Annotated in this window: 26 protein-coding genes; 19 read left to right on the forward strand and 7 right to left on the reverse strand. The window is 67.7% G+C overall.

Annotation, left to right across the window (positions count from 1 at the left end; all coding sequences use genetic code 11):
• Positions 1 to 22: 22 nt before the first annotated feature.
• The 12 genes from IE224_RS04590 (at position 23) to IE224_RS04645 (ending at position 11124) form a co-directional block, all read left to right on the forward strand.
• Positions 23 to 982, forward strand: a complete 960-nt coding sequence (locus IE224_RS04590; protein WP_191308412.1) for an AAA family ATPase — start codon at positions 23 to 25, stop codon at positions 980 to 982.
• Entirely contained in the window at positions 976 to 1806 is an 831-nt protein-coding gene (locus tag IE224_RS04595; protein ID WP_229849245.1) for a DUF58 domain-containing protein, read from the forward strand. Before IE224_RS04590 ends, IE224_RS04595 begins: the two co-directional genes overlap by 7 nt.
• Positions 1803 to 2138, forward strand: coding sequence for a hypothetical protein (locus IE224_RS04600; RefSeq protein ID WP_191308414.1), 336 nt, complete (start codon positions 1803 to 1805; stop codon positions 2136 to 2138). Before IE224_RS04595 ends, IE224_RS04600 begins: the two co-directional genes overlap by 4 nt.
• 7 nt (positions 2139 to 2145) lie before the next feature.
• Entirely contained in the window at positions 2146 to 3093 is a 948-nt protein-coding gene (locus tag IE224_RS04605) for a VWA domain-containing protein (protein WP_191308416.1), read from the forward strand.
• The gene (locus IE224_RS04610) at positions 3081 to 3980 is read left to right on the forward strand and encodes a vWA domain-containing protein (protein ID WP_167621162.1); all 900 of its coding nucleotides are present in this window, start codon (positions 3081 to 3083) and stop codon (positions 3978 to 3980) included. Before IE224_RS04605 ends, IE224_RS04610 begins: the two co-directional genes overlap by 13 nt.
• Positions 3977 to 4591 (forward strand): hypothetical protein, encoded by a 615-nt coding sequence (locus tag IE224_RS04615; protein WP_191308418.1) that lies wholly within the window; start codon positions 3977 to 3979, stop codon positions 4589 to 4591. Before IE224_RS04610 ends, IE224_RS04615 begins: the two co-directional genes overlap by 4 nt.
• Complete coding sequence (locus tag IE224_RS04620) at positions 4588 to 5745, forward strand: BatD family protein (RefSeq protein ID WP_191308420.1); 1158 nt, start codon at positions 4588 to 4590, stop codon at positions 5743 to 5745. Before IE224_RS04615 ends, IE224_RS04620 begins: the two co-directional genes overlap by 4 nt.
• Before the next feature lie 85 nt (positions 5746 to 5830).
• On the forward strand, positions 5831 to 7429 hold the full coding sequence (locus IE224_RS04625) for an ABC transporter substrate-binding protein (protein WP_191308423.1): 1599 nt from the start codon (positions 5831 to 5833) through the stop codon (positions 7427 to 7429).
• Between the two features lie 114 nt (positions 7430 to 7543).
• Positions 7544 to 8536 carry an ABC transporter permease gene (locus IE224_RS04630; RefSeq protein WP_373305512.1) on the forward strand — a complete coding sequence of 331 codons (993 nt, stop codon included), beginning with the start codon at positions 7544 to 7546 and terminating at the stop codon, positions 8534 to 8536.
• On the forward strand, positions 8533 to 9453 hold the full coding sequence (gene nikC / locus IE224_RS04635; protein WP_191308425.1) for a nickel transporter permease: 921 nt from the start codon (positions 8533 to 8535) through the stop codon (positions 9451 to 9453). Before IE224_RS04630 ends, nikC begins: the two co-directional genes overlap by 4 nt.
• Positions 9450 to 10328: an ABC transporter ATP-binding protein gene (locus IE224_RS04640; RefSeq protein ID WP_191308427.1), complete on the forward strand. Its 879-nt coding sequence runs from the start codon at positions 9450 to 9452 to the stop codon at positions 10326 to 10328. The genes nikC and IE224_RS04640 overlap by 4 nt, the downstream gene beginning before the upstream one ends.
• Positions 10329 to 10371: 43 nt before the next feature.
• Positions 10372 to 11124: an ABC transporter ATP-binding protein gene (locus IE224_RS04645; protein WP_191308429.1), complete on the forward strand. Its 753-nt coding sequence runs from the start codon at positions 10372 to 10374 to the stop codon at positions 11122 to 11124.
• Here IE224_RS04645 and IE224_RS04650 read toward each other — a convergent pair whose 3' ends face one another.
• Complete coding sequence (locus tag IE224_RS04650; protein WP_191308431.1) at positions 11125 to 11538, reverse strand: DUF1801 domain-containing protein; 414 nt, start codon at positions 11536 to 11538, stop codon at positions 11125 to 11127.
• 110 nt (positions 11539 to 11648) lie between these two features.
• Between IE224_RS04650 and IE224_RS04655 the strand changes: the two genes are divergently transcribed.
• The 6 genes from IE224_RS04655 (at position 11649) to IE224_RS04680 (ending at position 16881) form a co-directional block, all read left to right on the forward strand.
• Entirely contained in the window at positions 11649 to 12707 is a 1059-nt protein-coding gene (locus tag IE224_RS04655) for an aldo/keto reductase (protein ID WP_191308433.1), read from the forward strand.
• Positions 12708 to 12764: 57 nt separating this feature from the next.
• Positions 12765 to 13694: a DnaJ C-terminal domain-containing protein gene (locus tag IE224_RS04660; protein ID WP_191308435.1), complete on the forward strand. Its 930-nt coding sequence runs from the start codon at positions 12765 to 12767 to the stop codon at positions 13692 to 13694.
• 1 nt (position 13695) lies between these two features.
• On the forward strand, positions 13696 to 14052 hold the full coding sequence (locus IE224_RS04665) for a hypothetical protein (RefSeq protein WP_167621172.1): 357 nt from the start codon (positions 13696 to 13698) through the stop codon (positions 14050 to 14052).
• Positions 14053 to 14141: 89 nt separating this feature from the next.
• On the forward strand, positions 14142 to 15512 hold the full coding sequence (locus tag IE224_RS04670; protein ID WP_167621173.1) for an MATE family efflux transporter: 1371 nt from the start codon (positions 14142 to 14144) through the stop codon (positions 15510 to 15512).
• 29 nt (positions 15513 to 15541) lie between these two features.
• A complete protein-coding gene (locus IE224_RS04675; protein ID WP_126154199.1) occupies positions 15542 to 15778 on the forward strand; it encodes an Lrp/AsnC ligand binding domain-containing protein in 237 nt (78 codons plus the stop codon).
• Positions 15778 to 16881, forward strand: a complete 1104-nt coding sequence (locus IE224_RS04680) for a pyridoxal phosphate-dependent aminotransferase (protein WP_191308437.1) — start codon at positions 15778 to 15780, stop codon at positions 16879 to 16881. The genes IE224_RS04675 and IE224_RS04680 overlap by 1 nt, the downstream gene beginning before the upstream one ends.
• Here the strand turns inward: IE224_RS04680 and IE224_RS04685 are convergent.
• The 6 genes from IE224_RS04685 to IE224_RS04710 form a co-directional block, all read right to left on the reverse strand.
• Entirely contained in the window at positions 16868 to 17191 is a 324-nt protein-coding gene (locus tag IE224_RS04685) for a DnaJ family domain-containing protein (protein ID WP_191308439.1), read from the reverse strand. The two genes, IE224_RS04680 and IE224_RS04685, sit on opposite strands and share 14 nt — an antisense overlap.
• 62 nt (positions 17192 to 17253) lie before the next feature.
• Positions 17254 to 20343 carry a valine--tRNA ligase gene (locus IE224_RS04690; RefSeq protein ID WP_191308441.1) on the reverse strand — a complete coding sequence of 1030 codons (3090 nt, stop codon included), beginning with the start codon at positions 20341 to 20343 and terminating at the stop codon, positions 17254 to 17256.
• 118 nt (positions 20344 to 20461) lie between these two features.
• Entirely contained in the window at positions 20462 to 20809 is a 348-nt protein-coding gene (locus IE224_RS04695) for a VOC family protein (protein ID WP_191308443.1), read from the reverse strand.
• Entirely contained in the window at positions 20806 to 21447 is a 642-nt protein-coding gene (locus IE224_RS04700) for a glutathione S-transferase family protein (RefSeq protein ID WP_201281078.1), read from the reverse strand. The genes IE224_RS04695 and IE224_RS04700 overlap by 4 nt, the downstream gene beginning before the upstream one ends.
• Positions 21444 to 22232, reverse strand: coding sequence for a VOC family protein (locus IE224_RS04705; protein ID WP_191308445.1), 789 nt, complete (start codon positions 22230 to 22232; stop codon positions 21444 to 21446). The genes IE224_RS04700 and IE224_RS04705 overlap by 4 nt, the downstream gene beginning before the upstream one ends.
• A complete protein-coding gene (locus IE224_RS04710) occupies positions 22232 to 22960 on the reverse strand; it encodes a DUF1428 domain-containing protein (protein WP_167621179.1) in 729 nt (242 codons plus the stop codon). Before IE224_RS04710 ends, IE224_RS04705 begins: the two co-directional genes overlap by 1 nt.
• 80 nt (positions 22961 to 23040) lie before the next feature.
• Here IE224_RS04710 and IE224_RS04715 point away from each other — a divergent pair, with 80 nt between their 5' ends.
• Complete coding sequence (locus IE224_RS04715; RefSeq protein WP_191308446.1) at positions 23041 to 23670, forward strand: winged helix-turn-helix transcriptional regulator; 630 nt, start codon at positions 23041 to 23043, stop codon at positions 23668 to 23670.
• The last annotated feature ends 3 nt before the right edge of the window (positions 23671 to 23673 follow it).

Here is a 23673-nt window from a genome sequence, read left to right on the forward strand (position 1 = left end):
TTCAACGCGGGGGGAGAAAGCGATGAACGACCTGACGGAACAGGCCCATGCCGTCCGCCGCCTGGGGTCCGAGATCGGCGCCACGCTGATCGGCCATGCCGTGCTGGTGGAACGCCTGCTGGTCGCGCTCTTGGCCGGGGGCCATGTCCTGATCGAAGGCCCGCCGGGCATCGCCAAGACCCGCGCCGTCAAGGCGCTTGCGGCGCATCTGCCCGGCAGCCACGCCCGCATCCAGTGCACGCCGGACCTTCTGCCCTCGGATCTGACGGGCACGCAGGTGTTCCGTCCCGAAACGGGCGGCTTCGACTTCATCCCCGGCCCGATCTTCCACAGCCTCGTGCTGGTGGACGAGATCAACCGGGCGCCGCCCAAGGTGCAATCCGCGCTGCTGGAGGCCATGGCCGAGGGGCAGGTGACATCCGGCGGGGTGACGCGGCCCTTGCCCGATCCCTTCATGGTCGTGGCGACCCAGAACCCGATCGAGCACGAGGGCACCTTTCCCCTGCCCGAGGCGCAGCTTGACCGCTTTCTTCTGCACCTGCGCCTGGACCTGCCCAGTGCCGAGGCCGAGCGCGCGATCCTCGACCTGGTCGAGGCCGAGGCGGTGGCCCCGGCCACTCAGGGCGGCACGATGATCCGCGCCACCGACCTGGCCCAGGCGCGGTCACAGGTCGCGCGGGTTCATCTTGCACCCGCGCTCAAGGATTTCATCGTGCGGTTGGTCATGGCGACGCGGCCGGGCGGGGCGGTGGCGGAATGGGTGGAACATCCCGTCTCGCCCCGCGGCACGCTGGCGCTTGCGGCGGGGGTGCGGGCGCGGGCCTGGCTGCACGGCCGCGACCACGGCCTGCCCGAGGATGCCGAGGCGCTTGCCGCCGATGCCCTGTCGCACCGGCTGATCCCCGCCTGGTCCGCCAGCGGCGAGGGCCGCACCGCCCGCAGCCTGGTGGCCGAGATCCTGCGCCAGGTGCGCCCGTGGTAGCCTTGCCCGCAGGCCTGCCCGACGCACCGGGCATCCGCCTGATCGCGGCCGAACTGCTGGCGCTGCGCGACCAGGCACCCGACCGCGGCAAGCACCGCCCGCTGACGCGTCGTGCAGGCGCGGTCCCGGCGCGGATGCCGGGGGCGGGCATGGACCTGCGCGAAATCCGCGCCTATGTCGCGGGCGACGATCCCCGTCGGCTGGACCCCGCCGCGACCGCCCGCACCGGCCATCCGCATATCCGCAGCCTGCACGAGGATCGCGACGATACGATCCTGCTGCTGGCCGATTTCCGCGCCCCGATGCTGTGGGGCACGGGTGCGGCGCTGCGATCCGTGCGCGCCGCGCGGCACCTGGCGCAGGCGGGCTGGACAGTCGCCCTGCGCGGCGGATCGGTCGCCTGCCTGGTGGCCGGGACGCGGGTGGCGGAATTGCGCGGGGCGGGCGGAGAGGGGCATATGGCCGCAGTCTGCAACGCCCTCGCCCGCCAGCATGACGGGGCGCTTGCCGCGCCCGGACAAGGTGACCTGATCCAGGCGATCGCCCGCGCCGCGCGCATGTCGCCTGCGGGGGGCAGGGTGCTGTTGGCCACCTGTCTTGACGGGCTTGCAGGGGCCGAGGATGCCTTGGCCCAGCTTTGCCGGCGTCGCGCCGTGACGCTGGCCTTGATGCTGGACGACAGCGAGATCCAGCCTCCGCCCGGCGTCCTTGCCGTAAGCGATGGTCAACACAGCCGCATTGTCCGCTTGGCCGCGCCCGACATCTCGGCCGATCTTTCGCGGCTGCGGGCGCTTGGCGCCACGGTGGCCGAGGTCGCGCCGTGACAAGGGACGAGCTTCTGGCCCAGCTTTCCCCGCCGCGCCTGCCCCTGGACATGGCTGCACTGGATTGGCGCGAGATGCTGGCCCTGGGCGGGATCGGCCTGCTGGCGGGCCTTCTGGTCGCGCTGCTGCTGGGGCCGCTGCTGGCCCGCAGGCCGTCGCGGCGCGCGCGGATCCTCGGCACGCGCGGAATGCCGTCCCAAGTGCGGATCCTTGCCATAGCCCGCATCCTCGGCCGTCTGCCCGACCCGCTGCGCCCGGCCGCCTATGGCGCGGCGCCCGCGCCCGACGACGACGCGATCGACCGCATCGCGCTTGGCCGCCGCAGGGGCTAGGCAAGGGATGAGCCTCGCCTTTCCCTGGCTTCTGGCGCTGTTGCCCTTGCCCCTGCTGCTGCGCCGCCTGCTGCCGCCCCTTGCCGTGCCCCGCCCCGCCCTGGCGCTGCCCGCGCATCTTCTGGCGGGTGCCCGTCCTGCCGGCGCGGCCCGGATGCATGGATCCTGGCTGGCGGGGCTGGCCTGGATCGCGCTTGTGCTTGCCCTGGCGGGCCCGCGGATCGAGGTCGCAAGCGACGTGATCCCCGCATCGGGCCGCGACATCGTGCTGGTGATCGACCTGTCCGGCAGCATGTTGAAGGAAGACTTCCTCCTGGACGACCAGCCCGTCACCCGGCTGGAGGCCGTCAAGCGCACCGCCTCCGCCTTTGTCGCGGCGCGGCGGGGGGACCGGATCGGGCTGGTGATCTTCGGCGAGCGCGCCTATTTCGCCGCACCCCTGACCTTTGACGTGGACGCCGTGGCCCGGGCCATAGACGAGGCGCAGATCGGCATATCCGGACGCGGCACCGCGATTTCCGACGGCTTGGGCCTTGCCGCCAAGCGCCTGTCGCGCAGCGATGCGCCGACGCGGGTGATCGTGCTGCTGTCGGACGGGGTGGACACCTCGGGCACCGTTCCCGCGGTCGAAGCCGCTCGGCTGGCCCATGACCACGGCATCCGCGTCCATTCCATCGCCCTTGGCCCCGAGGATCTGGAAAACCAGCCCCAATCGCGTGACGCGGTGGACGTGGCCACCCTGCGCGCCGTGGCCGAGGTCGCCGGGGGCGAAAGCTTCCGCGTCCGCGACACTGCCGATTTGCAGGCCGTGGCCGCAAGCCTGGACCGGCTGGAGCCGAACCCCTCGGCCCGCCCGCCGATGCGGTTGTGGCAGCCCTTGTGGGTCTGGCCCGCCGCCCTTGCCGCGCTGTGCCTGTTCCTGATCGCCGGGCGGAGGCGCGGATGGACGGGCTGATCCTTTTGCGCCCCTTGTGGCTGCTGGCGCTGCTGCCGCTGGCAGGGCTGGTCCTGCTGCGCCTGCGCCGCCTGCCCGATGCCGGCGGGTGGGAAGGCGTGATGGGTTCGGACATGCTGCGGGCGATGCAGGCCCTGGGGGCATTGCGCGGCCGCCAGCCCTTGTGGATGCGGCTTCTTGCGCCCTTGGCCTTGGCGCTGCTGATCGCGGGCCTTGCGGGGCCGGCCCTGCCGCGCGCCGATGCGCCGGTTCTGGCACAATCGGACGCCGTGGTGGTTGCGGTGGACCTGTCGCCTTCCGTGGCGAAGGGGCCGGGGCTGGACCAGGCCAAGCTGGCGGCGGCCGGTCTGGCGCAGGGGCTGGCCGGTCGGCCCGTGGGTCTGGTGCTTTATTCGGGCGAGGCGTTCACGGCAACCGCGCCGACGCTGGACGTGGGCAGCCTGCAGACCCAGATCGGCGTTCTGGACGGCGATACAATGCCGGCGCAGGGCAGCCGTCCGGCAGCGGCCATCGGAATGGCGGCGCGGATGCTGGCCGGGCTTCCGCGCGCCGATCTTGTGCTGGTCTCGGACGGCGGCGGGATCGACCGGCAGGCCCTGGCCGAGGCAGACCGGCTTGCGGAACAGGGGGTCCGCATCTCGGCCCTGCGGCTGACAGCCCTGGCACCCGGCGCCCCGGCCGCGCCCGAGGACGCGCTTGACCGGCTGGTGCGCGGCGGGGCGGTCGAGGCATGGGACCGCACCGACCGGCTGGCTGCGCGGCTGGCGCGCAGCGGCGGATCGACGCGCGACCCGGCGCTGCGGGCGCTGCAATACCGCGACCTGGGGCCGTGGCTCGCGGTTCTGGCGCTGCCGGGGCTGCTGATGATGCTGCGGAGGCTGGAATGAAGCCCGCGCTGATTGCCCTGGCCGGAATTGCGGCCCTTGCCTTGGCTGGTCCTGATGCCCTGGGCCGTCTTGCCCTGCGCGCGGGGCTTGACCGACCCGCGGCGATCCTGCTGTCCGATCCGGCTGGCCGCGGCGTGGCGCTTTACGGCGCGGGCGATCACGCGGCTGCCGATGCGGCCTTCGCCCAAGCGGGCCGGTCGCAGACCTTCAACCGCGGCCTGTCGCTGGCGGCCACGGGGGATTACCCGCTGTCGGTGGCCTATTTCGATGCGATGTTGTTTGCCAACCCTGCCGACGAACAGGCGCGCCGCAACCGCGATCTGGTGGCCGCGATGTATCCGCCGCACCAGGGCGATTCCATCGCCCCTGGTCGCATCCGCGGGGCAGGGGGGCTTGAGGCAGAAGACGTGCCCATTTCGGATCTTCTGGCCAATGCTTCGGGGCCGGAATGGGAGCGGCGGCTGGACGCCCGTGGCCTGGCCGCGACCGACCAGTGGCTGGACACCATTGTCGACGACCCCGGCGAGTTCCTGCGCCTGCGCATCCTGGGCGAGTTCGACCGCCGTGCCCAGCTTGGCCTGATCCGCCCCGAGGAAGGAGACCCGTGGTGATCCGCGCCATCCTGATCTGGCTGGCCCTGACAGGCGCCGCCTTGGCGCAGGGCGACACCCGCCTGATGATCCTGCACGACCACGGCAATCCGGTCGTGTCGGAAATGATCGAACTGACGATCCGGGGCGAATACGACCTGACCGTCTCGCTGGAAGACATGGAGTTTCCGAACTCGCCCGACTACGACTGGATCCAGGTCGCGCGCGACGACTGGCACAAGGATCGCGTGCAGGGTCGGCTTTTGCAGATCTTCGAACGCAAGATCGCGCTGTTTCCGCGCCGCGACGGGCCTTTGACGGTGGGCCCTGTCAGCCACAAGCTGACCTATGTCACGGAAGATGGACAACGCGCGCAAACCACCGTGACCGCCGATCCCGTCACCTTGGCCGTCCGGCCCTTTCCCGCCGACGCGCCGCCCTTGTCGGCGCGGCAACTGACGCTGACGGACGAACTGTCCGCCGAACCCGGCCGCCTGAAGAAGGACGAGATCCTGACCCGCCGCGTCACCATCGAGGCATTGGGAACGCTTGCCCATCACCTGCCCGAACGCCCCGACCTGTCCCAGCCCTGGCTGATCCTGTTCAGCCAACCCGAAACCCGCGAAACCGTTCTGACCGAAGGGGGGCCGGTTGCGCGGGTCGTCTGGGAATGGCAGCTGCGCCCCCGCACGGGCGAGCCCGCCATCCTTCACGCCGAGGCCTTTACCTGGTTCGACACGGACAACCGGCAGATCCAGGTGGCGCCCCTGAAGCCGATCCCCTTCGGCTTCGCGGGCTTCGGGTCGAACTTCGGCGACCCGGAAGGACCGGTGCTGCGCAACCGGCTGGGCACGCTTCTGTCGCTGGGCGGGGGCATGGCCCTTGGCCTCGGCCTCATGCTGCGGGGGCGCGGGCTGCTGCCCCGCGACCGCATCCGCCGGCAGTTGCGCCGCTGGCAGCCCGGCCCCCATGCGTGGGCCATGCGCCACGCGGCCGACACGGGTGACCTGCCGGCGCTGCGGGCGGCTGCGGACCGCCACCTGCATTGGCGCGGGCAGCCCGCCCCGGCCGTCATGGCCCAGCTTGACCGCCAGCTTTTCGCAGCCGATCCGCCGCCCGGTTTCGATGCGCGCCGCTGGCTGGCGGCGTTCCACCGGGCCTTGCGCGGGGCCTGATGGGGGTTGCCACCCGTCCGGCCATGGGTCACGCTGCATGTCATGCAACCCGCCACGAAGCGGGATGAACCGACAGGGAACCACCATGAAACATCTTCTGACCCCGCGCGCGATCCTGCTGGCATCGGCCCTGGCCATCGCGCCCGCGGCTTGGGCGGAAACGCCCGCCGATACGCTGGTCGTGGCCGCCGCGATCGACGACATCATCAGCCTGGACCCGGCCCAAAGCTTCGAGTTCTCGGGCAACGACGTGAACCAGAACACCTATGACCGGTTGGTCGATTTCGACCCGCTGGACATGGAGGCGGGCTTCAAGCCCTCGCTCGCCGAAAGCTGGGAAGTGTCCGAGGACGGCATGTCCATCACCTTCACCATGCGCCCGGGCGTGACCTTCCATTCCGGAAACCCCGTCCGGGCCGAGGATGCGGCCTGGTCGCTGCAGCGCGCGGTCAAGCTGGACAAGACCCCGGCCTTCATCCTGACCCAGTTCGGTTTCACCGCCGACAACGTGGAAGAAAAGATCACCTTCGACGACACGACCCTGACGCTGACGCTCGACAAGCCCTATGCGCCGACCTTCGTGCTGAACTGCCTGACCGCCAACATCGCCAGCGTGGTGGACAAGGAAACGGTCATGGCGAACGCCCAGGGCGACGACTTGGGCAATACCTGGCTGAACACCAACGAGGCGGGTTCCGGCCCCTATGTCCTGGCCGGCTGGCGCCCGAACGAGGCCGTGCAGTTCACCGCCTATGAGGATTATTTCCAGGGTGCGCCCGAGATGAAGCGCGTGGTGGTCCGCAACGTCGCCGAATCCAGCGCGCAGCGCCTGCTGCTGGAACAGGGCGACATCGACGCCGCCCGCAACCTGTCGCCGACCGACGTGGAATCCGTGGGCACGGTCGAGGGCGTCAAGATCCAGGACGAACCGCGCGGCCGGATCCTGTACATGGGCCTGAACCAGAAGGATCCGGTCCTGTCGAACCCCCAGGTCATCGAGGCGATGAAGCACCTGGTCGATTACGACGGCATCGCGAACAGCTTCCTGAAAGGCACCTTCGTTCCGCACCAGTCCTTCCTGCCCAAGGGATACCTGGGTGCGCTGGAGGACATGCCCTGGACCTATGACGTCGCCAAGGCCAAGGCCCTGATCGACGATGCGGGGATGTCCGGCAAGACCATCACCACCAAGGTCCGCGACCTGCGCGAATATGTGGACGTGGCCCAGGCCCTGCAGGCATCCATGGCCGAGGCAGGCCTGACGCTGGAAATCCAGCAGATGACCGGCGCGCAGGTGCTGGACGCCTATCGCGCCCGCGACGTGCCGGTCTTCCTGGGCGAATGGGGGCCGGATTATTCCGACCCGAACACCAATGCCGCGACCTTCGCCTATAACCCCGACAACAGCGACGAGGCGCAGGCGACGGGCCTTCTGGCCTGGCGCAACGCCTATGAGGTTCCGGCCGAGATGAACGAGGCCACGGTGGCCGCCACCCTGGAACAGGACGCCGACAAGCGCGCCCAGATGTATATCGACATCCAGAAGCAGTATCAGGCCGAGGCCCCGATCGTGCCGCTGTTCCAGCGGGTCGAGAACACCGGCCTGCGCGACAACGTGCAGAACTGGAATTCCGGCGGGTCCGTGACCTCGGTCATGTATCGGCAGGTTACGAAGGGCGAATAAGGCTTGGCCGTTTCCGACACCGATGCCGCCGGCCGGGGGACAGCTTTGCCCCCCGCGCCGAATCCCGATGCGCCCAACCACCGCGCCGCCGCCCGGCGCCGCCGCGCCCGCAGCATCGGCGGCACGCTTCTGTCGCTGGCCCTGACCATGCTGGGTCTGCTGCTGGTCACCTTCATCATCGGCCGGGTCATGCCCATCGACCCGGTGCTGAAGGTGGTTGGCGACCGCGCGTCCCAGGCGCAATACGACGCCGCCTATCAGGCAATGGGGCTGGACCAGCCGCTGTATGTGCAGTTCGTGCGCTATCTGGGCGATGTGCTGACAGGCGATTTCGGACGGTCCATCTCCACCGGCCAGCTTGTCGTGGACGACATCAAGCGGGTCTTTCCTGCCACCTTCGAACTGGCGACCCTGGGTACCCTGATCGGCGTCCTGATCGGCGTGCCGCTGGGCGTGATCGCCGCCGCGCGCCGGGGCGGGATCATCGACCAGGTGGCCCGCGTGGTGGCGCTTGTGGGCTATTCCATGCCGATCTTCTGGCTGGGTCTGATGGGGCTTCTGGTCTTCTATGGCATCCTCGGCTGGGTCGGGGGGCCGGGGCGGCAGGGGATCATCTATGACGGGATGGTGCCGGCCGTGACCGGGCTGATCCTTGTCGATTCGCTGATCGCGGGCGACTGGGGCGCCTTCAAGGACGCGTTTTCCCACATCATCCTGCCCGCCAGCCTTCTGGGCTATTTCAGCCTGGCCTATATCAGCCGCATGACGCGCAGCTTCATGCTGGAACAGCTTTCAGCCGAATACATCACTACTGCCCGCGTCAAGGGCCTGTCCGAACGCGCGGTGATCTGGCGCCACGCCTTTCGCAACATCCAGATTCCCCTTATCACCGTGATCGCGCTGTCCTTCGGATCGCTGCTGGAAGGATCCGTCCTGACCGAGATCATCTTCAGTTGGCCGGGCCTGGGCCAATACATCACCAAGGCGCTGCTGTCGGGCGACATGAACGCGGTCCTGGGCGGCACGGTGGTCGTCGGCACCTGCTTCGTGGTGCTGAACCTGTTCAGCGACATCCTGTATCGCGTCCTCGATCCGAGGTCGAAATGAACCAGATCGGACGCGCCCAATCCAGGAGAGAATGGCTGCTGTCAGACGCGCCCCAGACCCGCCGCCAAGCCCGGCTTGGCGCCTTCTACCAGGGCTGGCTGACCTTCCGCGGCAACAAGCTGGCGATGCTGGGGCTGATCGTACTGGTCGGGCTGATCGGCATGGCGATCCTGGCACCCTGGATTGCCCCCCAAAGCCCCTTTGCGCAGGACCTGGCGGGCCGGCTGCAACCGCCATCCGCCGATCACTGGCTGGGCACCGACGCGCTTGGCCGGGACATCCTGTCGCGGCTGATCTACGGATCCCGGATCACGCTGTTCATCGTCGGCACCGTGGCGCTGATCGCGCCGATCATGGGGCTGTTCATCGGCACGGTGGCGGGTTTCGCGGGCGGCTGGGTGGACCAGGTGCTGATGCGGATCACCGACATCTTCCTGGCCTTTCCCAAGCTGATCCTGGCCTTGGCCTTCGTCGCGGCCCTGGGCCCCAGCATCGGCAACGCGGTCCTGGCGCTGGCCCTGACCGCTTGGCCCCCCTATGCCCGCCTTGCGCGGGCGGAAACGCTGACCATCCGCCATGCCGACTTCATCGCCGCCGCCCGCCTGCAAGGGGCGGGGCCGCTGCGGCTGCTCATCAAGCATATCTGGCCGCTGTGCATTTCCTCGCTGATCGTGCGCGTGGCGCTCGATATGGCGGGGATCATCCTGTCGGCGGCGGGACTGGGCTTCCTGGGCCTTGGCGCGCAGCCGCCGATGCCGGAATGGGGGGCGATGATTTCCGACGGGCGAACCTATATCCTGGATTTCTGGTGGGTCGCCGCCATGCCGGGGATCGCGATCTTCATCGTCTCGATGGCCTTCAACCTGCTGGGCGACGGCTTGCGCGACGTCCTGGATCCCAAAGGGGCCAAGGAATGACGCTGCTCTCGGTCCAGAACCTCCGCGTCACCTTTCCCACCCGCCAGGGCGCCTTCGAGGCCGTGCGCGGCGTCAGCTTTGACCTTGGCCGCGAACGACTGGGGGTGGTGGGCGAATCCGGGTCGGGCAAGTCGATGACGGGCCGTGCGATCCTGGGCCTTGTCCGCCCGCCGGGCCGCGTCACCGCCGACCGGATGGAGCTTGAGGGCCAGTCGATCCTGAACCTGCCCGAACGCCGGATGCGCAAGATCCGGGGCAGGCGGATCAGCATGGTCATGCAGGATCCCAAGTTCAGCCTGAACCCGGTCATGACCATCGGCGACCAGATCGTCGAGGCCTATCGCCTGCACGCAGGCGGCAACCGCACAGCGGCGCGCCAGAAGGCGCTGGACATGCTGGCCGCCGTCCAGATCCGCGATCCCGAACGGGTCATGGGCGCCTATCCGCACGAGGTGTCGGGCGGCATGGGCCAGCGGATCATGATCGCCATGATGCTGGCCCCCGACCCCGAAATCCTGATCGCGGACGAGCCGACAAGCGCGCTGGACGTGTCGGTCAGGACCGAGGTTCTGAACATCATGGACCGGCTGGTCCGCGACCGGGGCATGGGCCTGATCTTCATCAGCCACGACCTGAACCTGGTCGCGCAGTTCTGCGACCGGGTGCTGATCATGTATGCGGGCCGGATCGTGGAAACGCTGGCGGCACGCGACCTGCACCAGGCTCGCCATCCATACACCCAGGGCCTGCTGAACAGCCTGCCGCGGCTGGACGCGCCGGTGGACCGCCTGCCGGTGCTGGAACGTCAGGATGCCTGGCGCGACGGCGGCATGATCAGCCAAAGCCTGGAAACCGAATTTCCAGGGGGCCTCTGATGCTTCTCCGTTGTCCAAATACCCAATCCCGCCGGAGCCGCCCATGCTGACGGTCGATCACCTGAACGTCTGGTTCGGCCACCATCCCGACCGCGTGGACGCCGTGCAGGACGCCAGCTTCAGCGTCGCCCAAGGCGAAAGCTTCGGCCTTGTGGGCGAATCCGGGTCGGGCAAGTCAACCATCCTGCGCGCCATCGCAGGCCTGATCGACACCTGGTCCGGCACCATCACGGTCGCAGGCCAGCCGCTGGCCGCGCGCAAACGCGACCGGGCCTTCTACAAGACCGTGCAGATGGTCTTCCAGGATCCCTATGCCAGCCTGCATCCCCGCCATTCGGTCGATGCGGTGTTGTCGGAAACCCTGCGCCTGCAGGGCATGGACGATATCGATCGCCGTATCGGGCGGCTTCTGGACGATGTGGGCCTGGGTCGCGGCTTCCGCTTCCGCTATCCGCACCAACTGTCGGGCGGGCAGCGCCAGCGGGTCGCCATCGCCCGTGCCCTGGCGGCGGAACCGCGCCTGCTGCTGCTGGACGAACCGACAAGCGCGCTTGACGTCAGCGTCCAGGCGGAAATCCTGAACCTGCTGGCCGACCTGCGCGCCGAACACGGCCTGACCTATGTGATGGTCAGCCACGACCTGGCGGTGGTGGGCCACATGTGCGACCGGCTGGCCGTCATGCAGGGCGGCCGCATCGTCGAGGTGATGGATGTCCAGGCCCTGCGCGGAGGCACCCCGCAGCAGGACTATACCCGGCAACTGATCGCCGCGTCCCAAGGATACGAGCGGGCGTGATCACATCCTCTCGCCCGGCAGACGGCTTGCCTGCCGCACCCAGCCGGTGAACTGCGCCTCGTCGAAGGCACCGTCCGGACCGATATGCAGATAGCGGACCAGGGGCTGCCGGGACCCGACCGGCGGCATCGGCCGAAGCTCGGTGCCCCGGAAAAAGGCAACCTTGATGTATCGGGTCATGCAGTGAAAGGACAGGAACCACAGCCCCTCCTGCATCCCGTAAAGCGGAGAGTTCCACTTGACCGCCTTGCCGACGCCCGGCAGCGCAGCCGTGATCAGACCGTCCAGCGCTCGCCCGACGTCCTGCTTCCAACCCGGCATGGCTGCGATATAGGCTTGCACCGGTCCCTCGCCAAAGCCTTTCGGGATCTGCGGGTTGCCGCCCGACAGAAGCACGGGCTTGCCTGTCTCCATCGTCCTGCCCCCTTGGCGGGGCAAGTCTGGCACAGGTTCGGCCTTGGTCAAAGCCTTGCGTCGCCGCGCGCTATCGCTAACGTGCGCGCGACAGCAGGAAAGGGACCACCATGAAGCGCGTGAAACTGGGCGGCAGCGATGTCGAGGTCAGCGAAATCTGTCTGGGCACCATGACCTTCGGCAACCAGACGGCCGAGGTCGATGGCCACGCCCAGATGGACCGCGCCCTGAACGCGGGCATCACCTTCCTGGACACGGCCGAGATGTATCCCGTGAACCCCGTCCGGCGGGAAACGATCGGCTTGACCGAAACCATCGTCGGCAACTGGCTGGCCCGCGGCGGCAACCGCGACCGGGTAGAGGTCGCCACCAAGATCACCGGTCCCAGCCAGATGGTCCGCGATGGCGTGCCCTATGACGGCGCCATCGTCGCCAAGGCCATCGACGCCTCGCTGACGCGGCTGCAGACGGATCGGATCGACCTTTACCAGATGCACTGGCCGGTGCGCGGCAGCTATGCCTTCCGCCAGAACTGGACCTACGACCCCTCGAAGCAGTCGAAGCAGCAGACACTGGACCACATGGCCGACGTCCTGGGGGCGCTGTCGGATGCCCGGAAGGCGGGCAAGATCCGCGCCGTGGGGCTGTCGAACGAATCCGCCTGGGGCCTGGCCCGCTGGTGCGACGTGGCCGACCGGACCGGTGGGCCGCGCATGGTCTCGATCCAGAACGAATATTCGCTGCTTTATCGACTTTACGACACCGACCTGGCCGAGGTCGCGGTGAACGAGGATGTGACGCTTCTGTCCTATTCCCCGCTGGCCGCTGGCCTGTTGTCGGGCAAATACTCGGGCGGAGCCATGCCGGATGGCAGCCGCGCGGCGGTCGACAAGGCCACGGGCGGGCAAGGCAACCTTGGGGGTCGCAAGACCCCGCAAGCTGTCGCCGCGACCGAGGCCTATCACAAGCTGGCCGCCGAACATGGCTGGGACGCGATCCACATGGCGATCGCCTGGCAATTGACACGGCCCTTCAAGGTGGTGCCGATCATCGGCGCCACGCGGATGGACCAGCTTGACCACCTGATCGCGGGCCTGGGCAAGCCCTTGCCGGACGACCTGCGCAAGGCGGTGGACCGGCTGCACAAGCAGTATCCGTTGCCCTATTGATGAAACGTGGCCGTTCCCTATGTTCTTGAACACAGGCGATGAAATGAGGAAATGGGCATGGCTGGTGATCCATATGAGGCCCTGGGGCTGACGAAATCGGCAAGCGACGCCGAGATTAAGAAGGCCTATCGCCGGATCGCCAAGTCGGACCATCCCGACCTGAACCCCGATCCGGCGGCTATGGCGCGCTTCAAGGCCGCGTCCGCAGCCTATGACCTGCTGAAGGATCCTGAACAGCGGCGCCGCTTCGATGCAGGGGAAATCGATGCCCAGGGCCAGGAACGCGCGCAGCGCCGCCCCTGGCGCGACCATGCCGAAGCCGCGGGCAACCCCTATGCCCGCAGCTATGGCTTTGAGTCCGACCCGGACCTGTCGGACGTCTTCTCGGACCTTTTCGGGCGGCGCGGCTTTGGCGGCTTCAACCGGGGCGGGGCCGAGGATCCACGCAACTTCCATGTGCGCGGGCAGGATTACCGCTTCTCGCTCCAGGTCGATTTCCTGACCGCCGCCAGGGGCGGCAAGACCCGCATCACCCTGCCCGAGGGGGGCGACCTCGAGGTGACGATCCCCAAGGGCGTGCGCGACGGCCAGACCATCCGGCTGAAGGGCAAGGGCGGGCAGGGCCTGGGGCAGGGCGGGGCGGGCGACGCCTATCTGGCGATCAGCGTGGCCCCTCATCCGGATTTCCGGCGCGACGGCGACGATATCCTGCTGACCCTGCCGATCACCTTGGACGAGGCGGTCCTGGGCGGCAAGATCGCGGTCCCGACCATCGACGGCCCGGTCAACCTGACGATCCCGAAGGGCGCCACGACCGGGCAGAAGCTGCGCTTGCGCGGCCGGGGGATCAATGGCGGCGATCAGCAGGTGGACCTGAAGATCGTGATGCCGCCCAGGGTGGACGACGATCTGGCGCGTTTCATGGAAGCCTGGCGCAAGGACCATGGCTATGATCCGCGGGCCGGAATGAAGGCCGGAGGGAAATAGCATGGCCCGGCATTTCTCCGAGACCGAAGTCATCGCGACCCTCGAGGGCCTGGATCCCGCCCGGCTGCACGCCTTTGTGGCCGCCCATGTGGTAAGTCCCGTCGTCACCCCGCAGGGCCATGCCTTCAGCGAGGCCGATCTGGCCCGGCTGCAACTGCTTTGCGACCTGTCCGAGGTTTATGATCTGCCCGACGATTCGCTGGCGATGGTCATGTCGTTGATCGACCAGTTGAACACCGCGCGCGGCGACATGCGGGCGCTGATCCAGGCCGTCGCCACCGAGCCCGACGAAGTGCGCGGTCGTATCCAGAAGACCGTCCGCCGGCTGCGCGTCGTGACCCTGTCCCGCGACGACTGAAGGTTGGTGCGCGTTTTCAAGGAAAGCCGAAAGCTGATCTGCCGCTTTTGCAGATTGTGAAGTGACCGCCCTCGCAGTATGGCGGGATCATGACCCGTTATCTGCCTCATATTGCCGCGACCCTGTCGCTGGGCCTGCCCCTGATCGGCAGCCATCTGGCACGCATGGCCATCGGCGTCGGCGATACGGTGATGGTCGGATGGTACGGCGTGGACGCCTTGGCCGGGTTGGTCATCGCCACCTCGTTCTTCCACATCCTGTTCTTCCTGGGCATGGGCTTCGGCACCGGCGTGCTGGGCCTGATCGCCACCGCAATTGCCCGCGGCGACGAGACCGAGGTGCGGCGCGAAACACGCATGGCCCTGTGGCTGTCCAGCGGCTTCGGGCTGGCAGTCATGCCCTTGATGTGGTTTTCCGAACCGATCCTGTCCGCGCTTGGGCAGTCCCCGGTCGTCGCGGCCTATGCGCAGGAATATCTGCGCATTGCCGGCTGGGGCCTGGCGGTCGTCCTGTGCCAGTTGACGCTGAACTCCTATCTGGCGGCGATGGAGCGGACGCAGGTCGTGATGTGGGTGACGCTGGCGGGGCTGCCGGTGAACGTCGCGCTGAACTGGATCCTGATCTTCGGCAACCTGGGGGCGCCGGAACTGGGCGTCGCGGGCGCGGCCATCGCCAGCCTGACGGTCCAGTGGCTGCAACTGTTCCTGCTGGTCGCCTATGCGATCTGGCTGCCGATGGCGCGCAAGTACAACCTGTTCCAGCGGCTTTGGCGGCCCGACTGGTCGGCGCTTCGCCGCGTGGCCTCGATCGGGCTGCCCATCGGCCTGACCATGGTGGCCGAGGGAGGGCTGTTCGTCGGGTCGAACATCATGATGGGCTGGATCGGCACGCAGGAACTGGCCGCGCACGGGATCGCGCTGCAGATCACCGCGATCGCCTTCATGGCGCATCTGGGCCTGTCCAATGCCGCGACGATCCGCGTGGGCCAGGCCAAGGGGCGCAACGACCCCGTCTTCATGCGCGACGCGGCCATGACCGTCACCTGGATGTCGCTGGCCTTCGCCTGCTTGACCATCCTGCTGTTCCTGACCGCCGCCGTGCCGCTGGTGCGGCTGTATCTGGACCCGTCCGATCCGCAGGCCGGGGCGATCATCCGCATCGGCGCGGGCCTGCTGTTCTTCGCGGCCCTGTTCCAGCTTGCCGACGCGCTGCAGGTGCTGGCCCTGGGTTTCCTGCGGGGCGTTCATGACACGCGCGTGCCGATGTGGATCGCGGGCTTCAGCTATTGGGTGGTGGGGATGCCCGTCGCCTGGGGGCTGGCCTTCCCGCTGGGCTATGGTCCGGCCGGGTTGTGGGTGGGCCTTTGCGTCGGGTTGACGGTGGCTGCGGCGCTGCTGCTGGTTCGGTTCTGGCGGGGACACGCGCGCGGGGTCTGGACCCGTCCCGCCGCGGCAGTCTAACCTGCGCCCGATTGCAAAGGAGGCCACCCATGCGACCCGTCTTCGTCCAGTTCCGCTGCGAGCCCGGCAAGACCTATCAGGTCGCCGAGGCCATCTATGACCGGGAAGTCGTGAGCGAGCTTTACTCGACCTCGGGCGACTACGACCTGATCGCCAAGGTCTATATCCCGGAAGACGAGGATGTGGGCCGGTTTCTGTCTGAGAAGCTGTTCGACATTCCCCATATCAGCCGCACGCTGACCACGATGACCTTCCGCGCCTTCTGATGATCCGCCTTGCCCCGATCCCGGCGGGCCTGCCCGCCACCGTGCCCTTTGTCGGTCCCGAGACGCTGGAACGCCAGGCGGGCCGTCCCTTCGCCGCCCGACTTGGCGCGAACGAGAACGGCTTCGGCCCCAGCCCCCGCGCCCTTGCCGCGATGCAGGCGGCGGCGGGCGAGGTCTGGAAATACGGCGATCCGACCAATCACGACCTGACCCGCGCCCTTGCGGCTCATCACGGCGTCCGGCCCCGGAACATCGTCGTGGGCGAGGGGATCGACGGGCTTCTGGGCCTGCTGGTGCGGCTGACCGTCGCGCCGGGCGACGTGGTGGTGACCTCGGACGGGGCGTATCCGACCTTCAACTTCCATGTCGCGGGCTTCGGCGGCTGCCTGAACAAGGTGCCATACCGAAACGAAGCCGAGGATCCGCAGGCCCTGCTGGACCGCGTCCGGCAGGTGGGCGCGCGGCTGGTCTATCTGGCGAATCCCGACAATCCCATGGGAAGCTGGCACGACGGCACGGTGATCCGGACGATGCTGGACGATCTGCCGGAAGGCACGCTGCTGATCCTGGACGAGGCCTATGCCGAATTCGCCCCGGCCGACGCCCTTCCTGACATCGACGCAGACGATCCGCGCGTCATCCGGATGCGGACCTTTTCCAAGGCTTATGGCATGGCGGGCGCGCGGGTGGGCTATGCCATGGGCCATCCGGACCTGATCGCCGCCTTCGACCGGGTGCGAAACCATTTCGGCGTGAATCGCATCGGCCAGGCAGGCGCCCTTGCGGCCTTGCAAGATCGAGACTGGCTGGCCCGGACCGTGGCGCAGGTGGCGACCGCTCGGGCCCGGATCGGCGCCATTGCCGGGGACAACGGCATGACGGCGCTGCCTTCGGCCACCAATTTCGTCGCCGTCGATACCGGCCGCGACGGCGCCTTCGCCCGCGGCCTGGTGGATGCGCTTGCGGCAGAAGGCGTGTTCATCCGGATGCCCGGGGTCGCGCCCCTGAACCGCTGCATCCGCATCAGCTGCGCGCCCGACGCCGAACTGGATATCCTGGCCGAGGCCTTGCCCCGGGCCGTCGCGGCGGTCAGTCGCGCATGAAGCGGCGCCGGGCTTCCTCGGCGATGGCCTGGCGCATCTGAAGCCGCGCGATCTCGGCCAGAAGGGCCGTGCGTTCCGGGCCTTCTGGCAGGCTGGCCAGGCGTTCCTGCGCGGCGATGACCTGCTTTTTCAGCACGATCTCCTCGGGCAGGACGCCCGCTTGGGCCATGATCCGAAAGCCTACCGCCGTGCCGTCCTCGCCCGCCGGGCGGTCGGGCAGGGGCTTGCCCTCGCCCTTAAGGCCCGAGAGCTTTCCCTCGGCCCGCGCCTTCAGCATCATCCGTTCGGCGATCCGGTCCAGCCAGCCCATCCCGGCACCCCCTGAAGCCTTGTTGCGGTCCCCGGCCCCGCATCGAGGGCCGAGGAGTGTCGTCACATCGCGGCCAACTGCGCCAAGGCCGATTTCAACCGCGCCAGGTCGTCGTCAAGCGCTGCCAGCTTCTCTCGCGTTTCCTCGATGACTTCAGGTTCAGCGTTTTCGACGAACTTCGGATTCCCAAGCCGCTTGCGCAACCCGTCGGCGTCCTTTTCGGTCTTGCCGACGGCTTTCTGCAGACGCGCGGTTTCGGCCGAGACGTCGATCACCTCGCCGATGGGCAGGGCAAAGCTGGCCCCCTGCGCTGCGACCGCGATCATGCCCTTGCCCGCCGCGCCATCGACCGGCGCATTGACCCGCGCCAGACGCTCGATCAGCGGCCCATTGGCGGTCAGCGCCGCGCGTGCGGCTGCATCCGCCTCGGTCACGACCAGGTCCAGCTTGGCGCCGGCCGGCACGCCCATCTGGGCGCGGGCGGAGCGCACTGCCTCGATCAGCGAAATCACCCAGTTCATCTGGCAGTCGGCATCTGCGTCGATCAGTTCGGCACCATAGTCGGGCCAGTCGCCATGGACCAGCATCTTCGACCGATCCCCGGTCAGAGACCACAGTTCCTCGGTCACGAAGGGCATGATCGGGTGCAGCAGCAGATAGCACTGGTCCAGCACCCAGCCCATCGTGGCGCGGGTTTCGTCGGCGTGATCGCCGTCGAACAGGGGCTTGGCGAATTCCACATACCAGTCGCAGACCTTGCCCCAGACAAAGGCGTAAAGCCCGTTCGCAGCATCGTTGAAGCGGTATGTCGCAAGCGCCTCGTCCGTGGCCAGCCGGATGCTCGCGACCTCGCCGATGATCCAGCGGTTCACGGTGTGGCTGGGCTGGGGCATGGCGCCGCCGCCGCGCACGCCGTTCATCTCGGCAAAGCGCGTCGCGTTCCAGATCTTGGTGACGAAGTTGCGCGCCCCCTCGACATGCTTCGGCCCCAGCTTGGGGTCGCGGCCCATCGCGGCCATGCCGGTCAGGGTCATGCGCAGCGCATCGGCGCCGTATTCGTCGATCAGCGACAGCGGGTCGATGACGTTGCCCTTCGACTTCGACATCTTCGCGCCCTTTTCGTCGCGCACGAGGCCGTGGACATAGACGGTGCGGAAGGGCACGTCGCCCGCCACCTCAAGCTGCATCATCATCATCCGGGCGACCCAGAAGAAGATGATGTCGAAGCCGGTGACAAGGACGTCGGTCGGGAAATACCGGCGCAGTTCAGGCGTGTCTTCAGGCCAGCCCAGCGTGCCCAGCGGCCACAGGCCCGAGGAAAACCAGGTGTCCAGCACGTCCGGGTCGCGCCAGACCGGATAAACCAGCCGGGTCGGATCCTGGGTCAGGTTGTAATCGGCCAGACCACGCGCGAAGGCGTCGATGGCGGCATTGCGGTCGGTGCATTCGACGATCCGGGCGATCTCGAGCGGCTGGGGCAGGCCGGCGATGGAATCGCGGAACTGCTCGGCCACCTCGGCAAAGCTGGCGGCGGCGTGGTGGATTTCGTCGCGGTGGACCAGGCCTTCTTCCAGCAGCGCGAAAATCTCCACGTCGTCAAGCGCACCGTCCTGGTCATCCTCGACCTGGCCTTCCAGCGACAGGTCGAGGCCATACCAGACCGGGATCTGGTGGCCCCACCACAATTGTCGGCTGATCGTCCAGGGTTCAATATTCTCAAGCCAGTTGAAATAGACCTTCTTGTGCTGTTCCGGCAGGATCTCGGTCCGGCCGGACCGGACGGCGTCAAGTGCGGGGCCGACGATGCGGGCTGTGTCCACGAACCACTGGTCGGTCAGCATGGGTTCGATCACCACGCCGGACCGGTCGCCGAAGGGCTGCATGATCGGCTTGCTGTCCACGACCGGACGGCGTTCCAAGTGTTCCGACCCGGTGTCCGCGTCGATTTCCTTGTGCAGATAGGTGACGGCCAGGCCTTCGGCATTGATCTGCGCGACGACGCGCTTGCGGGCCTCCAGCCGGTCCAGGCCGCGCAGATCCTCGGGCACCAGGTTGACGTTGGACACGTCGCCCACATCCTCGCCCCGCGCCGCGCGAGATGCGATTTCGGCGCTTTCGGCATAGGACAGCCCGTCAGCGCGCATCGCGCCCTTGCTGTCCATCAGCGCGTAAAGCGGGATGCCGTTGCGCTGTGCCACGCCATAGTCGTTGAAATCATGCGCGCCGGTGATCTTGACCGCGCCGGACCCGAAATCGGGATCGGGATATTCGTCGGTGATGATCGGGATCAGGCGGCGGTGTTCGCGCGGCCCCACCGGGATCTCGCACAGCTTGCCGACGATGGGGGCATAGCGCGCGTCGTCCGGATGCACCGCCACCGCGCCGTCGCCCAGCATGGTTTCGGGGCGGGTGGTGGCAATGGAAATGTAATCGCGCGTCTCGCGCAGCGTGACGTTCCCGTCGGCGTCGCGTTCGACGTACTCATAGGTCTCGCCGCCGGCCAGCGGGTATTTGAAATGCCACATGTGGCCCGGAACCTCGCGGTTCTCGACCTCGAGATCGCTGATTGCGGTTTCGAAATGCGGATCCCAGTTCACCAGCCGCTTGCCGCGATAGATGATGCCCTTGTTATACAGATCCACGAAGACCCGGATCACCGCGTCGTGGAAATTGCCTTCCTCGCCCGCAGGGGCGCCGGGCGCGCCCGACATGGTGAAGGCGTTGCGGGACCAGTCGCAGGATGCGCCAAGGCGCTTCAACTGGTTGATGATCGTGTCGCCGGATTCCCGCTTCCAGTCCCAGATCTTGGCAGTGAAGGCCTCGCGCCCGATGCTGCGGCGGTCGGGTTCCTGGCGTTGCGCCATCTGGCGTTCAACGACCATTTGCGTTGCGATGCCCGCATGGTCCTGGCCGGGCTGCCACAGCGTATCGAAGCCGCGCATCCGGTGCCAGCGGATCAGGATGTCCTGCAGCGTGTTGTTGAAGGCATGGCCGATATGCAGGCTGCCGGTGACGTTCGGCGGCGGGATCATCACGGTGAATGTTTCGGACCGTCGGGCATTGGCCCCGGCGGCGAATGCATTCGCCCGTTCCCATTCCGCACTGATCCTGGCCTCGGCGGCCTTGGCGTCAAAGCTTTTGTCCATGCTCATCTCGGCAGATCCCCTTCGCTTGGAAAGGGGATTAGCGAATGCAGGGGCAAAGGCCAAGGGATGGCTTGGGTCATGGCCGCGCCGCCACATCGCCCGGCGGCACGGCAGGGCGCAAGCGTCAGGTTTCGCCCTCGCGCGGTTGGCGGACCAGCAGGACGGTGCCAGCGGGGTCCGAGGTCCAGTGCCCCGTCACCCCTTCCAGCGGTTCGAGTTCGTCGCGCAGCGGGCTGCCAAGTCGCGCCAGGGCGGCGTCCGGATCGTCGCTGAACAGTTCCAGCCAAAGATCGGCCTGCGCCTGATGGGGCACCCGGTCAAGCCACAGGGTGAAGCCGTTGAAGTCGAAGCCGATACTGTCCCGCATCTGTCGGGCGACCCGCAGGCCGATCCTGTCGCGATAGAAGGCGACCATCTCGTCCCATCGGTGCAGGGGCACCTTGATCGCGATGTTGCGCCCGGGGCCGATCATGCCGCCCCCGCCTTTTCATCGGCTGCACGCCAATGCGCCAGGTGATCGGCCATGGCCTTTCCGAAGGCGGGCCGCCCTGTCGCGCGTTCGACATAGGCGGCAAGCCCGTGCAGGTCGTCCAGGAACCCGTTCTGCGCGGGAATGCGCAGGATGTCGGCCATCAGCAGGTCAGCCACGGTGAAGCCGTCGCCCGCCAGCCAGTCGCGCCCGCCCAGGGCGGCCTGCAACTGTGCCAGCCGCCGGCGCATCATGGGTTCGCGGCGGGCAGCGCCTGCCTCGTCCTTGTCGAAGACCTTGTTCACGATCCAGGCAAGGACAAAGGGCTCGACGCTGTTCAGCGCGGCGATCAGCCATTGCTGGACATGCGGGCGCTGCGCTTGTGGCATCAGAACCGTGCCCTCTGCCAGATGCAGCAGGATCGCGCCCGATTCGAACAGCGTCAGGTCGCCGTCGCGGATGAACGGCACCTGGGCGAAGGGCTGCTGCGCGACATGGTCCGGGGACTTGTCCCGCAGCGGCACCGTCTCGACCCGATAAGGCCGTCCCAGTTCCTCTAGCATCCAGCGGACGCGGATATCGCGCACGAAGCCGCGCGGAAAGTCGGGCACCCAGTCATAGGTGGTCAGGACCAGCGTCATGATGTTTCCTCAAGCGGGCCGACCAAAGCGAACCAGGCGCCCTGCGGGTCGGTGGCGACGGCGATATGGGCGCCGCCGGGAACCTCTTGCGGGCCGTGCTGAATGGTGCCGCCACCGTCCCTGATCCGCTGGATGGCCGGGTTGATGCCGTTCACGCCGAAATAGGACAGCCAGCAGGGCTGCGGCGCGTTGCCCAGGCCCATCATGCCGCCGATATCGCCGCCGTCATGACGGAACAGCTGGTAGGTGCCCATCGGACCCATGTCCATCGCATCCGATTTCTGCCAGCCGAAGATGCGGGCATAGAAGTCGAAGCCCGCCGCAGGATCGCTGGACATCAGTTCTGTCCAGTTGCCGTGGCCGGCCTTTTTCTGATCGAAGGCCTGGGTCTGGCGGCCATCCTCCATCGGCAGGGTGGCAAGGATCCCGAAGGGCGCCCCCTGCGGGTCCGAGGCCACCGCAAACCGGCCGGTGCCGGGAATGTCGGACGGGCCTGCATGGATCTGCCCGCCCGCCGCGCGGATGTCATCGGCCGCCTGATCGGCATCGTCCACCCCGAAATACAGCGTCCAGTTGGGCGGCATTCCCTCCATGCCATCGGGGATCTCCATCAGCCCCGCCACCATGTCGCCATCGGCGGTGGCAAGGTGGTAGGTCAGCCCCTCCATCCCGCTGTCGGCGATGCGCCAGCCCAGGACGCTGGCATAGAAATCGCCCGCCGCGGCCAGTTGCCCCTTGGCCGTCGCAAGCTCGAACCAGATCGGATGTCCGTGAACCTTGGCCATCACTGCACCCCAGCCTTGCTGTCGAAGACCGGCGTGAAGCCGCCCCAGAACATGCGCATCCCGTCAAAGGGCATGGAGGGCATCTCCATCCCCGCCATCTCGGATTCCATCTGCCGGGCGGCATTGTCGCAGGTGGCGCGGTCGGGCCATTCGATCCAGGAAAACAGCGGCACCTCTCCGTCCTTTGCCTGGGTGGCACGATAGAAATCGGTCTGCGTGCCGTGGGGAACATCGGTGCCCCAGCATTCCACCTGCCATGTGGCGCCCAGGCGGCGGAACATCTCGGTCGCGCTTTGGGCCATGTCGATATAGGCCTGCTTCTTTTCCTCGGGCGCGGCCAGCACGAACCCCTGGACATAGCTGCCGGGGCGGCTTTCGCCCACCTCGACAATGGGGGTGAAGCCGCCCCAGAACATGCGCTTTCCGTCAAAGGGCATGGCGGGCATCTCGGGCAGGTCGGTGCCATCCTCCATGCTGGCCCAGGCCGCGTCGCAGGTTTCGCGGTCCGGCCATTCGACCCAGGAAAACAGCGGCACCTCGTCCTCGGCCGCCTGGGTCGCGCGATAGAAGTCCGTCTGTCGGCCGTGCTTCACGTCCTCGCCCAGGCATTCGACCATGCGCAGCGCGCCGCGTTTCTGGAACCAGGGCCAGCCAGCCTTGGCATGGGCAATGAAGGCATCCTTGTTGGCCGCCGGAACGGCTGCGACAAAGCCGGAAATATAGGTCATGAACTCCTCCCTCGGTCGGCAAAGCCCGACAAAGGGATGGTGCCTGTTGCAGTATGAAAAAGCAACTGATACCGTGAGCCATGACCGAGACCCGCCAGAACCCGCGCATCCGCTATGACGAAGGATGCCTTGCCGCCCATGCCCTGAACGTGGTGGGCGACCGCTGGGCGTTGCTGGTGGTGCGCGAGTTGATGCTGGCGCCCAAGCGGTTCCAGGCGATCCGCCACGGGCTGCCAGGCATCACCGCCGCCGTGCTGACCCAGCGGCTGACGCAACTGTCAGGCGCAGGCGTGGTCACGCATGACGCCGGGCTTTACGGGCTGACGGATTCGGGGCGCGGGTTGATGCCGGTCCTGCAGGCGGCGTGCCGTTGGGGTGCGCTGCATCCGGGCCACGATCCCCGGCGCTTCATCAGCCCGACGGCCTTGGTGATCTCGATGACGGCGATGATCCGGGGGGGCGAGGGGCCGGTGACGGCCGGCCTGTCGATGGGGACCGAGGCTTACACCCTGCATCTTGCGCGCGGTGTCCTGCGTCCCGCAGCAGGTCAGGCGGACGCGGATTTCACCCTGTCGGGCGATGGCAACAGCTTGGCGCGGGCGGTCTACGGCCCGGTGCCGCTGGCCGACCTGGCACGGGACGGGGTGATCGGGTTGGCGGGCGATCCGCGCGCGGCGCAGGATTTCGTGGACCTGTTCCGGTTGCGCTAGGCG

The sequence above is a fragment of the Paracoccus aerius genome (assembly GCF_014656455.1).
GTDB lineage: Bacteria > Pseudomonadota > Alphaproteobacteria > Rhodobacterales > Rhodobacteraceae > Paracoccus > Paracoccus aerius.

Excerpts from the sequence above, each read along its gene's own strand:
- IE224_RS04590 (WP_191308412.1), top strand. The coding sequence starts at position 23 with ATGAACGACCTGACGGAACAGGCCCATGCCGTCCGCCGCCTGGGGTCC.
- IE224_RS04605 (WP_191308416.1), top strand. The coding sequence starts at position 2,146 with ATGAGCCTCGCCTTTCCCTGGCTTCTGGCGCTGTTGCCCTTGCCCCTG.
- IE224_RS04610 (WP_167621162.1), top strand. The coding sequence starts at position 3,081 with ATGGACGGGCTGATCCTTTTGCGCCCCTTGTGGCTGCTGGCGCTGCTG.
- IE224_RS04615 (WP_191308418.1), top strand. The coding sequence starts at position 3,977 with ATGAAGCCCGCGCTGATTGCCCTGGCCGGAATTGCGGCCCTTGCCTTG.
- IE224_RS04625 (WP_191308423.1), top strand. The coding sequence starts at position 5,831 with ATGAAACATCTTCTGACCCCGCGCGCGATCCTGCTGGCATCGGCCCTG.
- nikC (WP_191308425.1), top strand. The coding sequence starts at position 8,533 with ATGAACCAGATCGGACGCGCCCAATCCAGGAGAGAATGGCTGCTGTCA.
- IE224_RS04640 (WP_191308427.1), top strand. The coding sequence starts at position 9,450 with ATGACGCTGCTCTCGGTCCAGAACCTCCGCGTCACCTTTCCCACCCGC.
- IE224_RS04645 (WP_191308429.1), top strand. The coding sequence starts at position 10,372 with ATGCTGACGGTCGATCACCTGAACGTCTGGTTCGGCCACCATCCCGAC.
- IE224_RS04650 (WP_191308431.1), bottom strand. The coding sequence starts at position 11,538 with ATGGAGACAGGCAAGCCCGTGCTTCTGTCGGGCGGCAACCCGCAGATC.
- IE224_RS04655 (WP_191308433.1), top strand. The coding sequence starts at position 11,649 with ATGAAGCGCGTGAAACTGGGCGGCAGCGATGTCGAGGTCAGCGAAATC.
- IE224_RS04660 (WP_191308435.1), top strand. The coding sequence starts at position 12,765 with ATGGCTGGTGATCCATATGAGGCCCTGGGGCTGACGAAATCGGCAAGC.
- IE224_RS04665 (WP_167621172.1), top strand. The coding sequence starts at position 13,696 with ATGGCCCGGCATTTCTCCGAGACCGAAGTCATCGCGACCCTCGAGGGC.
- IE224_RS04670 (WP_167621173.1), top strand. The coding sequence starts at position 14,142 with ATGACCCGTTATCTGCCTCATATTGCCGCGACCCTGTCGCTGGGCCTG.
- IE224_RS04675 (WP_126154199.1), top strand. The coding sequence starts at position 15,542 with ATGCGACCCGTCTTCGTCCAGTTCCGCTGCGAGCCCGGCAAGACCTAT.
- IE224_RS04680 (WP_191308437.1), top strand. The coding sequence starts at position 15,778 with ATGATCCGCCTTGCCCCGATCCCGGCGGGCCTGCCCGCCACCGTGCCC.
- IE224_RS04685 (WP_191308439.1), bottom strand. The coding sequence starts at position 17,191 with ATGGGCTGGCTGGACCGGATCGCCGAACGGATGATGCTGAAGGCGCGG.
- IE224_RS04690 (WP_191308441.1), bottom strand. The coding sequence starts at position 20,343 with ATGAGCATGGACAAAAGCTTTGACGCCAAGGCCGCCGAGGCCAGGATC.
- IE224_RS04695 (WP_191308443.1), bottom strand. The coding sequence starts at position 20,809 with ATGATCGGCCCCGGGCGCAACATCGCGATCAAGGTGCCCCTGCACCGA.
- IE224_RS04700 (WP_201281078.1), bottom strand. The coding sequence starts at position 21,447 with ATGACGCTGGTCCTGACCACCTATGACTGGGTGCCCGACTTTCCGCGC.
- IE224_RS04705 (WP_191308445.1), bottom strand. The coding sequence starts at position 22,232 with ATGGCCAAGGTTCACGGACATCCGATCTGGTTCGAGCTTGCGACGGCC.
- IE224_RS04710 (WP_167621179.1), bottom strand. The coding sequence starts at position 22,960 with ATGACCTATATTTCCGGCTTTGTCGCAGCCGTTCCGGCGGCCAACAAG.
- IE224_RS04715 (WP_191308446.1), top strand. The coding sequence starts at position 23,041 with ATGACCGAGACCCGCCAGAACCCGCGCATCCGCTATGACGAAGGATGC.